Source organism: Rheinheimera oceanensis, assembly GCF_018831085.1.
Classification (GTDB): Bacteria; Pseudomonadota; Gammaproteobacteria; order Enterobacterales; family Alteromonadaceae; genus Alishewanella; species Alishewanella oceanensis.
The window spans coordinates 22,144-39,641 of the sequence record NZ_JAGPNM010000008.1; the positions used below are offsets into that span (position 1 = coordinate 22,144).

A 17,498-nucleotide genomic window follows, 5' to 3' on the forward strand; every position below is an offset into this window, starting at 1 on the left:
CTAAGCCAACCGTTGCAGGCCAGGATGCTGACAAATTCGCCGGGAGCGAATTTGAACAGCTCTGCTGATCCGCAGGATAAACTTCATGGATGAAGTTTATAATCGAGCCCCCAGGGAAGGGTTTACGGCGTGTTGGTGTGGGCAACCCTGTTCTCGCAAAATTTAACCTTGCTTGCGTTATTCCGGCTTAAAAACGCCAATAACCTGCTCGGCGGCGCGGCTGGCTTTGGCTATCTGCGCTTCGGGCTGCACCATCTGGTGGCCACATTCCACGCACTCGACTTTTTCTACGTTATTTTCCAAAAACAACATCAGCGTATCCATCGCTTTGCATTTCGGGCAGCTGGCACCGGCAATAAAACGTTTCTTTTTACGTGTTGTCATCTTGTATCTCATTTCTCAGTGGCAGCAATTTTATCCGGCAAGTCTTGGTTTGTTGCGGTTATACGGGTAAATTAGCAACCCAATTCAGTACACAGGAAAAAACATGATCCAACTGCAACAGGTCGAATTGCGCCGCGGTATTCAATGTTTGTTTCAGGGCGCCGATCTTACCGTATTTCCGGGGCAAAAGGTGGGAATTGTTGGTGCAAACGGCTGTGGTAAATCCAGCTTGTTTGCCCTGCTGCAAAATAAACTGCACGCCGACGCAGGCTCTGTCAGCATTCCGGCCAGTTGGCATATTTCTACCGTAGCCCAGGAAACACCAGCACTTGATTGCAGCGCGATGGATTATGTACTGCAAGGCGACGAGCAGCTGTTTCCGTTATTATTAAAAGTGCGCACCGGCTGCAGCGAAAGTGATTTAGCCGCAATACACCTGCAAATTGAAGCCTTAGATGGCTACCGCGCTGAAGCCAAAGCCGGTATTTTGCTCGACGGCCTTGGTTTTAGCGGTGAAGCACAACAGCAGGCGGTAAAATCATTCTCTGGTGGCTGGCGTATGCGGTTAAACCTGGCACGGGCATTAATGCAACGCGCCGAACTGCTGTTACTGGATGAACCGACCAACCACCTCGATTTAGACGCCGTATTGTGGCTGGAAAAATATCTGAGTAACTATCAGGGCACCTTGCTGCTAATCAGCCATGACCGCGATTTTCTCGATGCAGTAACCGACAATATCGTGCACATAGAACGCCAAACGCTGACCTTATACAAAGGTAACTACAGCCAGTTTGAACGCCAGCGCGCCGAGCAGTTGTCGCAACATCAGGCCAACTTTGACAAGCAGCAGCGCCAGGTGGCGCACCTGCAAAAATTTATCGACCGGTTTAAAGCCCAGGCCACCAAAGCCCGGCAGGCACAAAGCCGCATTAAAGCGCTGGAACGCATGACCATGCTGGCACCGGCGCATGTTGATTCCCCCTTTAGCTTCAGTTTTCGTGAGCCCAAAGCGCTACCTAATCCATTACTAAAAATGGAAAACGTACAGGCCGGTTATGCCGACAAAATTATTTTAAGCCAGATTAAATTCCAGTTATTGCCAGGCAGCCGTATTGGTTTACTTGGCCGCAACGGCGCCGGTAAATCTACGCTAATTAAGCTTTTGTCTGGTGGTATGGTGCCGCAAAGCGGTGAAGTATGGTACGCCAATGGCGTAAGTCTGGGTTATTTTGCCCAGCATCAGTTGGAAACCCTGCGGCCGCAGGATTCACCGCTGCAACATCTGGTGCGGTTAGACCCGTTAGTACCCGAGCAAAAGCTGCGCGACTTTTTAGGCGGTTTTGGCTTTCACGGCGATAAAGCACTGGAAGCCTGTGCACCATTTTCCGGCGGCGAAAAAGCCCGTTTGGTACTGGCACTGATCGTTTACCAACGGCCTAATTTGTTGCTGCTGGATGAACCAACCAACCACCTTGATTTAGATATGCGTGAAGCCATAGTGATGGCACTGCAGGAGTTTGAAGGCGCTATTGTTATCGTATCGCACGACCGCCACCTGCTTAGCAGCTGTACCGACGAGTTTTATTTAGTCGCTAATGGCCGTGTAGCACCGTTTGACGGAGATTTAGCCGACTATTACCAATGGCTGCAACAAGACGCCCGGCAAACAGCCAATGCCGCCCAGGCTGATGCTGCTGTTAGCAGTAATGTGGTACGTAAAGATCAAAAGCGGCTGGAAGCCGAGCTGCGCAATTTACTGCGGCCGATAAAGCAAAAAATAGAAAAACTGGAACAACAGCAAGAAAAGCTGACCAACGAACTGACCGCCATTGAGCAAAAAATGGCCGATCCGGATATATACGACGCCAAGCGTAAGGCCGAGCTAACAGAACTGCTGGCTAAACAGGCCGCAGCCAGCAGTAGCTTAAGCAGCACAGAAGAAGACTGGTTTATGGCCCAGGACGAACTGGAGCAAAAAACTGTGCAGTTCTGGAGCAGCAATGCTTAACAGCGGCAGAAAAAATGCCTGAAGCCATTACACCAGACAAGTTGTGGCAGTTTAGCCTGCAACTGTATCCGCAGGTTAAACCGCTGTGCCTGCAATGGCAGGATGAACTGGGCGCAAATGTAAACCTGCTGCTGTTGCTGTGCTACTTAGAACAGCAGCAACTTAGTTTAAGTGCTACTGAGCTGCAGCAACTGGCAGCACAGCTAAACAACTTTAGTGCACAGTTTACCAAGCCATTGCGTGCACTGCGTAAAAATACCGCTATTGCCGCGATAACACCGGCACAACAGCAAACATTAAAGCAGGCCTTGTTGCAGGCCGAACTAACACTGGAGCAACTGGAACAACAGTTGCTGCTGCAACACTGCCCGCCGCTAAGCAAGCAAGCCTCCCCGTTGCTGGAGCTGTATTTAGCCCAGCTTAATACTGATAACAACGCAAACAGCGATATACTAGCCGCGCAAATAGTTGATCTGCGTCAAGCTTACTAACACCTAAGCCCGCACAGCGGCTGATCTTTGATCTGTATCAGTTAGTCCGGTTATTGCTTTGCCTACACTTGCCATAACAACACAGCAAGAGGGCAAGGTTATGAACCTGTGGCAGGAATTTTTAAACGATCCGGTAATTTTTATCTCTTTTACCGGTTTGGCTATTGTGATTGGCTTATGTATTTTTTACGCCGTGTACTTTATGTATAAGGTCGGGCACGAACAGCCAGACAATAAATAAAGCACAACGTTAACCTACATCAAGATACTGCAGTTTATCCGGTACACCATTCCAGCTATCAGCATCTGCTGGCGCCGGTTTTACTTCGCGGATATTGGGCCACAGCGCAGCCAGTTCGGCATTTAACTGAATAAAGCCGTGTTGCTCTGCCGGCACTTTGTCTTGTTGCACTATCGCATTGGCCGGGCATTCCGGCTCGCATAGGCCGCAATCAATGCAAATAACCGGATCGATGGCCAGAAAGTTGGGCCCTTCAAAAAATGCGTCTACCGGGCATACCGCTACGCAGTCGGTGTATTTGCATTTTATACAGTTATCCAGCACCACAAAGGCCATAGTGTATTGGTTCCTAATGTTTCAGGCTGGCGATCATACTGCAGCGTGCTAAAAAAACAACTATCTGCCAACCAGGGCTTAAGTGAGAACAGGTTTGCCCTAAGCCAACCGTTGCAGGCCAGGATGCTGACAAATTCGCCGGGAGCGAATTTGAACAGCTCTGCTGATCCGCAGGATAAACTTTATGGATGAAGTTTATAATCGAACCCCCAGGGAAGGGTCTACGGCGCGTTGGTGTGGGCAAACCTGTTCGTATCGAAGCTCAAAGACCGACTTTTCTACATAACTGCCGCAAACGAATACGGACATAACCCGAGGCTTGGCGTAAAATAGCCTAATCTTGTGAGCTGCCCGCCTGTTGCTGGGCAGCAATGACACCGATTTGGAACCCCTATGCTGCGCCTGACCGAAATAAAACTGCCGTTAAACCATGATGAAAATGCTATTAATGCCGCTATTGTAGCCAAACTTAAACTAAAACCAGAGCAACTGCTTAGCGTTCATGTGTTTAAGCGCGGTTTTGACGCACGCAAAAAAACCGATATTCAGCTTATTTACACCCTGGATATCGAGGTAGATAACGAAGCGGCACTGCTGGCAAAATTTGCCAAAGATCAGCATGTAAAACCGTCACCCGATACCAGTTATAAATTTGTCGCTCAGGCTCCGGCCACATTAAGCGAGCGCCCCATTGTAATCGGCCTGGGCCCCTGTGGTTTATTTGCCGGCTTGATTTTGGCGCAAATGGGCTTTAAACCGATTATTTTAGAACGCGGCAAAGAAGTACGCGAGCGCACCAAAGACACCTTTGGTTTTTGGCGCGGTAAAGAATTAAACCCCGAGTCAAACGTGCAGTATGGTGAAGGCGGCGCCGGTACTTTTTCCGATGGCAAACTGTACAGCCAGGTAAAAGACCCGAAACATTATGGCCGCAAAGTAATGAGCGAGTTTGTTGCCGCCGGTGCACCAGACGAGATTATGTATGTTAGCAAGCCGCATATCGGTACTTTTAAGCTGGTGGCGATGGTAGAAAAAATGCGCGCCAAAATTATTGAGCTGGGCGGAGAAATTCGCTTTAGCAGCCGGGTCGATGATTTGCATATCGACAATGGCCAGTTAACCGGCTTAACACTGTCTACCGGTGAGAAGTTATACAGCAAGCACGTGGTGCTGGCGGTGGGCCATAGCGCGCGTGATACGTTTCAGATGCTGTATGACAAAGGCGTGTATGTTGAAGCCAAGCCGTTTTCTATCGGCTTTCGGATTGAGCATGAGCAGTCAATGATCGACGAGTGCCGCTTTGGCCCCAATGCCGGTAACCCGATTTTAGGCGCCGCCGATTATAAATTAGTACACCATTGCAGCAACGGCCGCAGCGTTTATAGCTTTTGTATGTGTCCCGGCGGTACTGTGGTAGCCGCTGCGTCAGAACCCGGCGGCGTGGTCACCAACGGCATGAGCCAGTATTCACGCCACGAGCGTAATGCCAACAGCGCTATTGTCGTCGGTATAGACCCAGAGCGTGACTACCCCGGCCACCCGTTGGCTGGCATTGCACTGCAGCGTAAGCTGGAGCAGCAGGCATTTAAACTCGGCGGAGAAAACTACTTTGCCCCGGCGCAACTGATTGGTGATTTTCTGGCTGGTAAGCCCTCTACCGGGCTTGGCGATGTTAAACCGTCTTATACACCCAATATCACCCTGACTGATTTAGCCCAGTTGCTGCCGGATTTCGCCGTTACCGCTATTCGTGAAGCCATACCGGCATTTGACCAACAAATTAAAGGCTTTGCCAAAGCCGATGGTTTATTAACCGGCGTAGAAACCCGCACCTCGTCACCCATTTGTATTAAACGTGGCACAGATTACCAAAGCATTAATATTAAAGGCCTGTACCCTGCCGGTGAGGGTGCCGGTTACGCTGGTGGTATTTTATCGGCCGGTATAGACGGCATTAAAGTAGCTGAGGCTGTAGCGCTGGCAATGCTGGCTTAAACGGGCTCAGAGGGCACAGAAACCCGGTGTTTTACTGCTGTAGCTTCGCTTAGCATTATTCTGTTACCGCCGGCTTTTTTCGCCAGATACATGGCATTGTCGGCACTGAGTATTAATGTTTGCGCTTCTTTGCTGTGCTGCGGATACAAAGCCACACCAACACTGGGTAACACCTGCAAAGCGGTGCCAGATAAATTAAAAGGCAGGTTTAACGCCTGGCGGATTTTTTCTGCCAGTAGCAGAGCCAAATCTTCATTATCTATTTGCTGCAATAAGATAACAAACTCATCGCCACCAAAGCGGGCTACAGTGTCGCTGCTACGCAAGCAACATAGTATCCGCTGGGCGGTATGTTGCAGTAATTCGTCACCAGTATGATGGCCGTAATTGTCATTAATCTGTTTAAATTTATCTAAATCCAGATATAACAAGGCAAACTGGCTTTGTTCACGCTCGGCCGTCGTCAGTGCCAGCTGCAACCTGTCGTAAAACAGTTCACGGTTTGGCAATTGCGTTAACTGATCATACAGCGCATTGCGGTGCAGCCGGTCAAGCATTTGCTTACGCTCTATGGCTACCGCCACCTGCACTGAAACAAATTCGAGCAATTCCATTTCACTATGGTTGTAGCCGGGCGCGTCAGTACTGTTTTGCAGCATTAAAGCGCCCATTACAGTGCTGTGCGACTTTAGCGGCACACCAAGCCAGTTTATTTCGGCACCGGCTACCAGTTGCTGTAATTTTGCTGGCAGTCCGGCCTGGTTATCGCCGGTAACTAATACTGTTTCAGACCGTTTTACTACCTCGGCACATAATGCCAGTATATCGCAGCCAGCCGCTTCAGCTGTTTGCTGCGCCACCGAGGTATAAACAAAGCCCAGCTGCCCGTTGTTAACATCGGGCAGTACAATAGCAAAACAACGCATGGGTATTAAACCGGCAATAATTTGCTGAATGCTGCGATATAACGCAGGTAGGTCGTCGCTGGCGAAGGCAGCTTCTGAAATAGCGTAAATTGCCGCCTGGCGCGCTTCAGTTTGTTTGCTGCGGGTAATATCGCGTGCTACTGCTACACGGCGTTTATCGGTTTCTGACCAACGGGCTGACCATAACAAATGCACTGTCTGGCCATCTTTGCGGATATAGCGGTTTTCAAAGTCTACTTTTACCGCACCGGCATTTATTTCACTGGCCGCTTGCAAGGTGCGGGCTCTGTCATCCGGGTGTACCAGTTCAATCATTGGCCTGCCCAGCATTTCCTGCGGGGTATAACCAAAAATACGTTCCGCACCGGCACTGACAAACTCAAACCGACCATCTTTATCTACTACGCAGATGGCATCCAGCAGTAAATCAATATATTGGCTAAGGGCTTTGTAACTGTCAGTATTCATAAAACTGCGAAACTACTACAACAGAGGATTGGTTAAACCTTAGCATGGTTCGGCAAGGATATCAGGTGGCACAGGCCGGTTTACATAAAATAAAGCTAATATTGCAAAGCAACAGGGTGCGCCAGCACCCTGCATGAATTAAGGTTTAAACGCGACCGGGCTGGTAAAAGGTGTAACACCGAGCACCGGATAGAGTTCATCCGGTTTGTAGTAGTGCTTGCCTTTAAATACCATAGCCACTTTGCGGATATCGGCCATATTAGTTGTCGGGTCGCCGTTTATCAGCAGTAAATCGGCATCTTTGCCCACGCTGATTGAGCCACTGTGATACGCCGCGCCGACCAGCCGCGCCGGTTCATAACTGGCAATGCGCAGTACATCCAACGGCGGTATACCGGCCAGGGCATACAGTTCCAGCTCACGGTGTAAAGTAAAACCGGCAATATGATCGGTGCCGGGTACTATTGGCACGCCGGCGTCATACAGCTTTTTAACCATTTTCAGCATAGCGTCGGCCGACTTTTGATATACCGGTTGCAGCTCTGGCGTGACATTCATTGACGCACCTTTTAACTGCCTGACAACACCAAGTGGTAAATGCTCGGCAATAGCGGCAAATTCCGGGTCAATTTGTTTATTCTGCCCCAGTAACAAACTGCGAAAAGTAGCGACGGTAGGGTCAACCACTATTTGTTTGTCGGCCAGCAACTTAATAAAATCCGTTACCGGTTTACCGGCTAAATCCAGGCTGCCCGCTTTTTCGCCTAACAGCGAAAACCGCAGTTGGGTACGGGTGTCTATCTCAGTGCCGGCCAGAAAGTTTAAAAACAGCATATTTACATGCTGAATTTCATCAAAACCCTGCTCTACTGCCTGACGCGCCGTCATAAAGGCGGGTATATGGCCGCTTAAACGCATGCCACGGCGGTGTGCATGCTCAGCAATAGGTTTAACCCAGGAGGGATCAATTGAGCTGTAGATCTTTATTTGCAAATAACCGTTATCAGCAAACCAGTCTATTTTTTCATGCGCTTCCTGTAAGGATTTTACCGACAAGCCAGCTGAATATTCACTTTGTTTATCAAAAAAGCCGGCGCGGTATACCCGGTTGCCAATCAGCTGATCGCTGTTAAATAAACCGGCAATTTCCATAATATTGTCATGGCTGTTGCCAATATCGCGCACGCTGGTAACCCCGGCGGCAATATTCAGTAAGCCATCGTTTTTCGATAAATGGCCATGCATATCCCACAAGCCGGGGATGATAGTTTTGCCACGCGCATCCAGCACCTTTGCTCCGGCCGGGGCGGTCAGGCCACTTGCTACCGCCGTTATTTTGCCGTCTTGCAGCAGTACGTCGGTATTGCGCAGCACTTTACGCTCAAGCACATCTACCACACTACCGCCTTGTAGCAACACAGTGCTGTAGCTATAGCTGAGGTGTTTGGCAATATCGGCCAGATAGTCATTCTCGGCCTGTTTTTGTATTTTTGTCAGCTCAGCAAAATTATCCAGGCTAAAACCCTCGCGGATCACCCGCATAAAACCGCTGAAATCCTGGGCAAAATAGTGGCCATCTTTATCAAACCAGCCAAAGGATGGGTTAAACGCCAGGCCGCTGATGGCGTATAACGTCACTTCTTTACTATTGTTGCCGTTGCTTACTGTAACGGTTTTCAGCGCATCCAGCCTGGCTGTACCGCCGGGGAATAAATCGACCGAACGGGTTGGCGATGCCATTAACGCTTTCATCAGCACATGGCTGGCTGCCCCGGCTTCATCAGTGGGCACATAAAAGCGTTGTTCGCCAGTTTGCAGCATGCCTTCATCTTTATTGCCGGACCAGCGCGCCACGCCATCAACCAGGCTGAATTGCTCAGCTATTGGCGCACCAAAAACCGAAGTACCGCTGGCAGAAAACGCTATGGGTACCCCTTTGGCATCAACCTGTAGTGTTTCGTTAACGGTAACCACCCGGTTGTTCCAGCTCATTTTAAGCGATGCGCTATAGTTACCGTCTTCCTGTCGGGTAATAACCTGCTCACCGGCCTCACCTTTTTCGGAATATAACTTATTAACAACCTTGTGTTCCGCCGCATTAAGCACGGCGCAATGCAACAATATCAGGCTGCAGAATAATATAGAGCTAAGTTTCATGGTGTGTCCTTATCAGGAAATAAACTCAGAAACTATAGCAGCTCTTAACATTAAGGCAGGATCAACTGGCGAATTTGTGGTTTTGCTGCAAGCTGGTGATTAACTGCTGGCAATTGCGCCATACCAACGCATAAATAGTTAGCTGCGGGTTAGCACCCAGGCTGGTTGGCAGGATAGAACCATCGAATACCGACAGGTTGTGCAACTGATGATGCCGGCCATTTTGGTTTACCACACCTTTTGCCACGCTGGCACTCATATTACAGCCGCCCATTACATGGGCTGATACCACAGTTTGCTTAAGCGCCTGCATTGGCAACGCCTGTATCGCGCGCTTTGCTTCACCCCAGTTGTTATACAGTTTGGCATCGTGATGTATTGGCAGTACCTGTTTAGCCCCGGCAGCAAATTGTAACTCAGCCATCGACAGTAAGGCTTCGCGCATGCCCCGCCAGAGATAATCGCTGATCGGGTAATCCAGCACCGGTTGCTGTGCTGGATCTAATTGTACCGTGCCTCCCTGGCTTTGCGGGTGAAAACCATCGCGCAGCAGCGCTATAGTGACCTGTAAATGGTTAAATTGTTGCATCAGCGCGGCATGTTGCCCGCCGGTGCCCGTTAACCTGGTGGCCATTAACACCGGGTGCAACGGTGGTACTTCCAGTTTATAACCGGCTTTATCACTGTTATCCGGCCAGACAAACTGATCAGAGTATATTGATTGCGGCGCACCGCTGTGGCCGTTAATAGCCTCTTCAAACAAAGCGCCGGAAATCACTGTCGGGTGTAAATACGTATGCTTGCCTAAACGGCCAGACGGATTGGGCACCTTTGAGCGCAGCAATAACGCCGGTGAACCAATGGCACCAGCGGCAACAATATAATGTTTAGCTTTAATGTGAATGCGGACATCGCTGCGCGGCTGAAAATACTGATCGACCGGCACGGCGTCCAGCCCTGTGATGCTATCGCCCTGCCAGTGCAGCTGGCGTACGGAAATACGCGAAATTAACGTGGCACCAAGCGCCATCGCAGCCGGAATGGTACTTACCAGCATTGATTGTTTGGCGTTAATCGGGCAGCCCATACCGCAGTAACCTAAATTGGCACAACCATTAACGTTGCGGTTAATCACCGTGTACTGCCAGCCCAGCTTTTGGCAGCCTTGCTGCAGTTTGGCGTTATTAGCATTGGGTGGCACTGGCCAGAGCTGAATATTCAGTCGCTGCTCTGCCATTGCAAAATGAGGGGTTAAATCGTTATCACCACTAAAATTGACACCAAATTCAGCATGCCAATAATCTAATGTTGGCTTTGGTGTGCGAATTGATGTCGTCCAGTTCACGGTGGTAGAACCGCCGACAGTACGGCCCTGCAAAATACCAATGGCCTGATCGCGGGTTTTACGCGCAGCTCCTTCCTGATACAACTGTGGGTAAGCCCAGCGCTCTTGCATGATAAAATCATCGCGGCTGTAATAGGCGCCTTCTTCTAACAGCAGCACGTTAAAGCCAGCCTGCGCCAGTTGTTCTGCAGCAATACCACCACCGGCGCCGGAGCCGATAATAACGATATCCGCTACAAACTGCCGGTTCTGCGTAAACTGGCTGGCATCAAGATGGTGAGTCATCATGTATTTATCTCATTAATCTGCTGCAATAGTTGCGACAAGGAAATTCTTACTTCGCCGCCTTCGACAGCACATCCCTGTGCTGTCTCAGCCTCCACGGCATCCCTGCCGCTGCTACGTAAGAACACCTTGTCCCAACTTGTCGTGCCATCTGTCTAACTTATCTAAACCTTGGCGCGGTATAAGCCAGCGCTTGCCAGTGTTCACTCTGGCCGTAGTAGGCTCCGTACAGTAGTTCGCGCAGGCCATGATAAGCCTGCTGCAATAAGCCAAGGTAGCTGTCACGCCATTGGTTTAGCAACTGCAAACGCTGGCTGATCGAAAGTTGTGCTAAGGCAGTGAGATGGCCGGTTAATGCCAGTTGCGTTACCCCGTTGGCCAGCAGGTTAAATAGCTGATGTAACTCCTGCTGCTGGCGCTGCGGCAAAAACGGCATAAAGTCAGAAATAGCGGTTTTAGTACGGCTAAGTTCAATACTGGCTAAGGTCGCTTCCTGTGGCAAAGCACCGTACAATAACGCAGGTAACAAAGCAGACAGTACCAGATCGCGGTTATCATTATGATGCTGCTGCAGGCTGCGCTGCCAACTTATGCTACCGATGCCTAAGCTGGCTGCAGTACCTAAGGCTATGCCAGATAAAATAAATTGCCGCCGATCCATAGTGCTGCGCCTGCAGTAAAAACTCACTTATTGTTTATCAGGATACGCTACTTTGCAAGACCAGATCAGACCAGTAAGCCCTCCACCGTTTCAGCCTGCCTGGTGGCTTAAACATGCGCATCTGCAAACCATTTTTGCCAAATATTTAAGCCCGAAACACCGGCTGAACACTGAAGCAGAAACAATACCCCTGCCAGATGGCGATGAAGTACAGCTAAACTGGCTACATAGTAAAACCGGCAGCAACAATACCCCCATAGTTATTTTACTGCACGGTTTAGCCGGTGATATTAACAGCCATTATATTCAGGCGATGCTGGCCCAATGCAACACGCTGGACTGGACAGCGGTATTGCTGCATTTTCGTGGTTGTAACGGCAAACCCAATAAACTGCCCCGCGCTTATCATAGTGGTGATACTGCCGATGCAGCACTGGTGATAACTGAAGTCAGGCGCCGTTACCCGAACCGGCCATTGGTGGCAGTAGGTTATTCGCTGGGTGGTAATGTATTGCTGAAATACTGCGGCGAACAGGCCGGGCAAAACCCGTTATCAGCCGCCGTTGCCGTGTGCCCGCCGCTATCGCTGTCGGCCTGTGCTAAGCGCATTAATACCGGCAGCAGTAAGTTATATCAGCGTTATTTGCTGGGGCGGCTAAAACACAGTACTTTACGCAAACTGGAACAATTTGTCGATTTTCCGCTGCCGCTAACGCCGCAGCAGGTACGGCGTTTTAGCAGCATTGAGCAGTTTGATGAATACTATACCGCACCCATTCACGGCTTTTTAAATGCACAGGATTACTACCAGAAAGCCAGCGGCAAAGCGTTTTTACGCCATATTTGCGTACCCACGCTGATTATTCATGCCAAAGATGATCCATTTCTAAGCGATGAAGTGATCCCCAAAGCAGGCGAATTAAGCCCGCATATTCACTACGAGCTAACCAGCGGCGGCGGCCATGTCGGTTTTGTTTATGGCAGCCTGTTAAAACCCAGATTCTGGTTAAACCAGCGTATTCCACAATTTATTATTGAGCAGTTAGCCATATGATTATTCCCTATACCGACATCGCTGAAGATACGCTAAATAACCTGATCGAATACTATGTACTGCGCGAAGGCACCGATTATGGCGAGCATGAAATAACAATGGCAGAAAAAGTCGCCACGGTAAAACGCCAGCTAAAAAGTGGCGAAACTGTGATTGTGTATTCTGAACTACATGAAAGCATTAACCTGATGCCAAAGCAGTTATTTTTGCAGCAAGAGCACAGCCAAACGTCATAATTAGGACATAAAACTGCCATAACTCTTTCATTTTTCTTGTTTATGTTAAAGGGCTAGTATTCTAACCCTTAGGAAACAAGCCATAATGAAAACCCGTTATCTGTTAAGCGCACTGGCATTGGCAGTGCTTAGCGCCTGTAATTCATCTGATAACACGGAACCTGTTGTCACTGAACCTGTTGTGCAAACACCTACAACATTAAGCTTAAGTTTGTTAGGTCGCCACAGTAGTGGCGAGTATCTGGTTAGTGCCGCTGAAATTACCGCTTACGACCCAGATAGCAAACGCGCTTTTGTGGTTAATGCGCAATCCGGTGTAGTGGATGTGCTGTACCTGACTGACCCGCAAAACCCGGTATATCTTGATAGTATCAGCGCTACAGCAATAGCAGAAAATGCCGTAGTTAACAGCGTAACGGTGCATAATGGCCTGGTGGCGCTGGCAATTGAAAGTAGCCCGAAAACAGACCGTGGTTTTGTTGCGGTATATAACGCAGCAGATCTGAGCCTGCGCGACAGTATTGAGGTAGGCGCCCTGCCGGATATGCTGACCTTTACCCCGGATGGCAACTATATACTGGTAGCCAACGAAGGCGAGCCCAGTGACGACTATCAAATAGACCCCGAAGGCTCTGTCAGCGTAATTAATGTTGGCAACCCGGATGTGTTGTTTGCTGCCACAGCAGATTTTCGCACCTTTAATAGCAAAAAAGCTGAGCTGACAACTGCTGGCGTGCGTATTTTTGGCCCCAATGCCAGCGTAGCGCAGGATTTAGAGCCAGAATACATTACCGTGTCGGCCGACAGCAAAACGGCCTGGGTTAGCTTGCAGGAGAACAATGCTCTGGCCGTACTGGATATTGCCTCCGCGACCATTACCGATATTCTGCCACTGGGCTACAAAGATCATGGTATTGATGGCAATGGCATTGCCGCCAGCGATACACAAAGCGAGATAAATATTGCGCGCTGGCCGGGTGTGGTGGGCATGTACCAGCCAGATACTATCGCCAGTTACACCGTAGACGGTGCTACCTATATTGTGACCGCCAATGAAGGCGACGCCCGTGCCTGGGGAGAAACCAACCCGGCATACTGGAATGGCGATGCCAGCCAGGGCTTTGTTGAAGAAATCCGCTTTAAACACCTGTTCCATAAAAGCGGTTTTGCCCGTCGTGTCGGCGAAGATATGCCGCCACAGCTTATTAATCTGGCGGCGGGTGCTTTACTCAACCCGGAAGTATTTGCCTATTGCGGTGCAGAGCCTGGTGAACCTGGTAACTGCCGTGAAGATGATGTGCTGGGCCGCTTAACCGTGGCCTGGACCGACGGCTATCGTAAAGACGCCAACGGCAATCCGGTGCTGTTTAACAGCAACGGCGTTGAAGACGAAAACGGTGACCGCCTGATGTACGACCAGGTATATGCCTATGGTGGCCGCTCTTTTGCTATCTGGTCTGCCGCTGGAGAACTGGTATGGGACTCAGGCGATTTCTTTGAACAGCACCTGGCAAGTAGCGAGTGCAAACTTGGCAGTGCCCGCGATATTGCCTGTGCTGACTATTTTAACTCTAACCACAGCGCCGGCAGCAGCTTTGGTAACCGCAGCGATAACAAAGGGCCAGAACCGGAGGCTTTAGCGATTGGCAGCTTTGGTGAGAAAACCTTCGCCTTTGTTGGCTTAGAGCGCATGGGCGGCGTGATGGTATTTGATATCAGTACACCAACAGCTCCTGCTTTTGTTGATTACCTCAATACCCGTGAAGACTGGACGACAGCCAACCCCGGCACCACACTGGCGAATGCCGGTGATCTGGGGCCAGAAGGCATTACTTTTGTTAGTGCAGAAAACTCACCTAACGGTAAACCACTCCTGATTATCGGTAATGAAGTCAGCGGCACCACGGCAATATATCAGATTGATTTAACTTACTAATATCTTGCCTGAAAAATACGTTTAAAAACGGGTCACACTATCAGCGTGTGGCTCGCTTTTTTGTAGCACCACCTTTATACTGCCACTGTCTTAGTAAAACGGAGTGTTGTAACCAACCTGTATGAGCCTTTTAATTGCTTTTGTCGTTCTGTCAATAGCGGTATCCTTTGTCTGTTCTATCCTCGAAGCAGCCTTACTATCGATTACCCCAAGTTATATTGCCCAGCAAAAATTAACCCGGCCTAAGCTGTATGAACAGCTCAAAGTGTTAAAAGATAAGATTGACCAGCCGCTGGCAGCTATTTTAACGCTAAACACGGTAGCCCATACGGTAGGTGCTACCGGTGTAGGCGCCCAGGTTACGATAGTATTTGGTGACGGTTATCTGGGTATTGCTTCTGCGATAATGACTATTCTTATACTGGTGCTGTCAGAAATTATGCCTAAAACCATAGGCGCACGTTACTGGCCGCAACTGACACCGATACTGCCTTTTATGCTTAACGGCATGATTACACTGTTAAAGCCATTTATCTGGCTATCAGATCAAATCATGAAGCTGTTTGGTGGTGGTCATCACGAGCATGACTTACGCCAGGAAATTAAAGCCCTGACAGTTCTCGGCCGTGAGCTAAACAAGCTGGATGAAGACGAGCAGCGCGTTATCGCCAATATCCTTGATTTACACGATATTAAAGTGCGCGACATTATGACACCGCGTACCGTGTGTGAAACCGCCAGTCCCGATGAGCCGCTGGAAAAATTTGCTGAACGCGTAAAGGTAGGGCAATTCTCACGCTACCCGGTACTGGATAAAGACGAAGCGCCAATGGGTATCGCCTTTCGCTACGATATGCTTGACATTACCGACCAGAAAACCGTGGCCGATTTGATGAAACCGGTCAAAGTGATATCAGACAAAATGAGCGCCGAGCAGTTGATGGCTCAACTGATGCACGAGCGCCAGCATATGTGTTTAGTTTATGACGAATACGGTACCTGGCTGGGCCTGGTAACAATGGAAGATGTGATTGAAACTATTATCGGCCAGCCCATTATGGATGAAACCGACGATATCCCTAATATGCGACGCTTTGCCAAACGCCGCTGGGAACACAAAATGAAAAACCTGTCAGAAGACTAGCTATCATTTTTTCCTATAAAACAGGCCGCAATTGCGGCCTGTTTTGTTACTGCAAAAATGCTACACCTTAAACTTACTTACCAGTGTATTCAGTTCAATTGCCAGGCGCGATAGCTCTGATGCGCTCGCCGTTGTCTGGTTAGAACCGGCTGCAGTCTGGGCAGCTAAGTCGCTAATGGTTACTATGTTGCGGTCTATTTCGCGCGCTACTTTGGACTGCTCTTCTGCAGCCCCGGCGATGACATGATTCTGATCGCTGATAGCCAGAATATTTTCGGCTATCAACTCCAGCGCATCAGCAGCAGCCTTGGCAACATTCTGTGCGTTATCTGCATTACCGCTAATCAGTTGCATGGCATTTACCGCTTCTTTGGCAGATGACTGCACTTGCTGAATCATCTGCTCAATTTCGCCGGTTGACGTTTGCGTACGATGCGCCAAACTGCGCACTTCATCGGCTACTACAGCAAAACCACGGCCGGCCTCACCGGCACGGGCGGCTTCTATGGCAGCATTGAGCGCCAGCAGGTTAGTTTGGTCAGCCACATTGCGGATAACTTCCAGTACCTGGTTAATAGATGATACTTTATCGGCCAGGGTATTAATAACGGTGGTGCTTTGACGCACATCGGCGTTCATTTTTTCAATCACGCTACGGGTTTGTACAACTTTTTGCGTGCCATCTTTAGCCAGATTAGCCGATTGCGATGAGGCTTCAGAGGTTTTCATTGCTGTGCCGGCTACTTCATCAACTGCTGAGCTCATCTCGGTAATAGCGGTTGCAGCTTGTTGTACTTCATCGTTTTGTAATTGCAGTGCTTTGGCAGATTCGTCGGTAACCACATTCAGCTCTTCTGCCGCTGACGCCAACTGGCTGGATGAACTGGCAATATGGCTGATAGCATCACGCAGCTTTTGCTGCATTTGCGCCAGTGCTGTAGCCAGTTGCGTAAGCTCGTCACTGCCTTCTACCGCAACGTGCTGGGTTAAATCACCTTCAGCAATATACTGTGCAGATACTACCGCCCGCGCCAGCGGCTGATTAATACTGCGGGAGATAAAAATGGCTATCAGCAGCGCAATTATAACGGCTATAACAATAAGCACACTAACCGCCCATACCGCAGTATCATAGGTTGCTATAGACATAGCCCTGCCGTCATTTGCTGCTTTTTGATTCAAATCGGTGAGTTGCTGTAAAATACTGTTAATCTGGTCCGTTAATGGGTTCATCTGATCCAGCAAATCAGTTGCTGCACCCACTTCATCTTTTAAGAGTAATTCTATAGATCGTTGTTGTAACTCGTAGTATTGCTGTTTAACACTGCCAAAATCGTTGTACAGCTTGCGCTCTTCCGGTGTAAATATAAATGCCGCATAATCCTTTTCGGCTTTATTTACTGCCTCTCTTAAGTCAGTAATTGCCTGAATAGTAGGGCCTTCCTGCTGAATATCTAACGTCAGCAATAAGCGCAGTGTTAATGCTCTGGCGCTGGTGATATTGATTTTAACATCATTTACCGCATTGATAGACGGCATTATATTGGTTTCCAGTAAATCAGCCTGCGTACGCACAGCAGACAAACTTTGCAAACTAAATAAGCCTGTTGCCGCCAGCAACAGTGCCAGCGCACCGAAAGCTACCAGCAGCCGTTTCTGGATCGAAATTGTTCTTAACATCGGTTACCTCTGTTGCCACATTATGATGCACTGCAAATAGGGCTTACTTACTAGTTACCCTAGCAAATCTAATTCTAAACTACTAATGATAATACTGTTGCACATAGTAGCAGGATATTTGCGACAACAGCATAAGCGGAAGTATAAA

Annotated in this window: 15 protein-coding genes; 8 read left to right on the forward strand and 7 right to left on the reverse strand. The window is 49.1% G+C overall.

Annotated elements, in window-relative coordinates:
* Positions 1–177: 177 nt before the first annotated feature.
* Positions 178–384, reverse strand: coding sequence for a YheV family putative zinc ribbon protein (locus tag J3B89_RS16225; RefSeq protein WP_092790180.1), 207 nt, complete (start codon positions 382–384; stop codon positions 178–180).
* A gap of 103 nt (positions 385–487) precedes the next feature.
* On the opposite strand from J3B89_RS16225, the gene J3B89_RS16230 reads away from it, so the two are divergent.
* From J3B89_RS16230 to J3B89_RS16240, 3 genes are all read left to right on the forward strand, one after another.
* A complete protein-coding gene (locus J3B89_RS16230) occupies positions 488–2,395 on the forward strand; it encodes an ABC transporter ATP-binding protein (protein WP_215398655.1) in 1,908 nt (635 codons plus the stop codon).
* A gap of 14 nt (positions 2,396–2,409) precedes the next feature.
* Entirely contained in the window at positions 2,410–2,886 is a 477-nt protein-coding gene (locus J3B89_RS16235) for a TIGR02444 family protein (RefSeq protein ID WP_215398656.1), read from the forward strand.
* Between the two features lie 100 nt (positions 2,887–2,986).
* The gene (locus J3B89_RS16240) at positions 2,987–3,127 is read left to right on the forward strand and encodes a DUF3149 domain-containing protein (protein WP_215398657.1); all 141 of its coding nucleotides are present in this window, start codon (positions 2,987–2,989) and stop codon (positions 3,125–3,127) included.
* A gap of 9 nt (positions 3,128–3,136) precedes the next feature.
* Here the strand turns inward: J3B89_RS16240 and fdxA are convergent, their stop codons facing one another.
* Positions 3,137–3,463 carry a ferredoxin FdxA gene (fdxA, locus tag J3B89_RS16245; protein ID WP_215398658.1) on the reverse strand — a complete coding sequence of 109 codons (327 nt, stop codon included), beginning with the start codon at positions 3,461–3,463 and terminating at the stop codon, positions 3,137–3,139.
* 393 nt (positions 3,464–3,856) lie between these two features.
* Between fdxA and J3B89_RS16250 the strand changes: the two genes are divergently transcribed.
* Entirely contained in the window at positions 3,857–5,458 is a 1,602-nt protein-coding gene (locus J3B89_RS16250) for an NAD(P)/FAD-dependent oxidoreductase (protein WP_215398659.1), read from the forward strand.
* Here J3B89_RS16250 and J3B89_RS16255 read toward each other — a convergent pair.
* The 4 genes from J3B89_RS16255 to J3B89_RS16270 all read right to left on the reverse strand — a co-directional run bounded on the left by J3B89_RS16255 (position 5,455) and on the right by J3B89_RS16270 (position 11,300).
* Positions 5,455–6,852, reverse strand: coding sequence for a sensor domain-containing protein (locus J3B89_RS16255; protein WP_215398660.1), 1,398 nt, complete (start codon positions 6,850–6,852; stop codon positions 5,455–5,457). The genes J3B89_RS16250 and J3B89_RS16255 overlap by 4 nt on opposite strands.
* A gap of 138 nt (positions 6,853–6,990) precedes the next feature.
* A complete protein-coding gene (locus J3B89_RS16260) occupies positions 6,991–9,009 on the reverse strand; it encodes an amidohydrolase family protein (RefSeq protein WP_215398661.1) in 2,019 nt (672 codons plus the stop codon).
* Positions 9,010–9,070: 61 nt separating this feature from the next.
* Positions 9,071–10,642 (reverse strand): GMC family oxidoreductase, encoded by a 1,572-nt coding sequence (locus J3B89_RS16265; RefSeq protein ID WP_215398662.1) that lies wholly within the window; start codon positions 10,640–10,642, stop codon positions 9,071–9,073.
* A 157-nt stretch (positions 10,643–10,799) separates the two neighbouring features.
* Positions 10,800–11,300, reverse strand: coding sequence for a hypothetical protein (locus tag J3B89_RS16270; protein ID WP_215398663.1), 501 nt, complete (start codon positions 11,298–11,300; stop codon positions 10,800–10,802).
* 52 nt (positions 11,301–11,352) lie between these two features.
* Here J3B89_RS16270 and J3B89_RS16275 point away from each other — a divergent pair, with 52 nt between their 5' ends.
* From J3B89_RS16275 to J3B89_RS16290, 4 genes are all read left to right on the forward strand, one after another.
* Entirely contained in the window at positions 11,353–12,354 is a 1,002-nt protein-coding gene (locus J3B89_RS16275; RefSeq protein WP_215398664.1) for a hydrolase, read from the forward strand.
* A complete protein-coding gene (locus J3B89_RS16280; RefSeq protein WP_215398665.1) occupies positions 12,351–12,590 on the forward strand; it encodes a YheU family protein in 240 nt (79 codons plus the stop codon). The genes J3B89_RS16275 and J3B89_RS16280 overlap by 4 nt, the downstream gene beginning before the upstream one ends.
* An 85-nt stretch (positions 12,591–12,675) precedes the next feature.
* Positions 12,676–14,526 (forward strand): choice-of-anchor I family protein, encoded by a 1,851-nt coding sequence (locus tag J3B89_RS16285; protein WP_215398666.1) that lies wholly within the window; start codon positions 12,676–12,678, stop codon positions 14,524–14,526.
* Between the two features lie 121 nt (positions 14,527–14,647).
* The gene (locus tag J3B89_RS16290) at positions 14,648–15,670 is read left to right on the forward strand and encodes a CNNM domain-containing protein (RefSeq protein ID WP_215398667.1); all 1,023 of its coding nucleotides are present in this window, start codon (positions 14,648–14,650) and stop codon (positions 15,668–15,670) included.
* 60 nt (positions 15,671–15,730) lie between these two features.
* Here the strand turns inward: J3B89_RS16290 and J3B89_RS16295 are convergent, their stop codons facing one another.
* Complete coding sequence (locus J3B89_RS16295) at positions 15,731–17,350, reverse strand: methyl-accepting chemotaxis protein (protein WP_215398668.1); 1,620 nt, start codon at positions 17,348–17,350, stop codon at positions 15,731–15,733.
* Positions 17,351–17,498 lie beyond the last annotated feature (148 nt).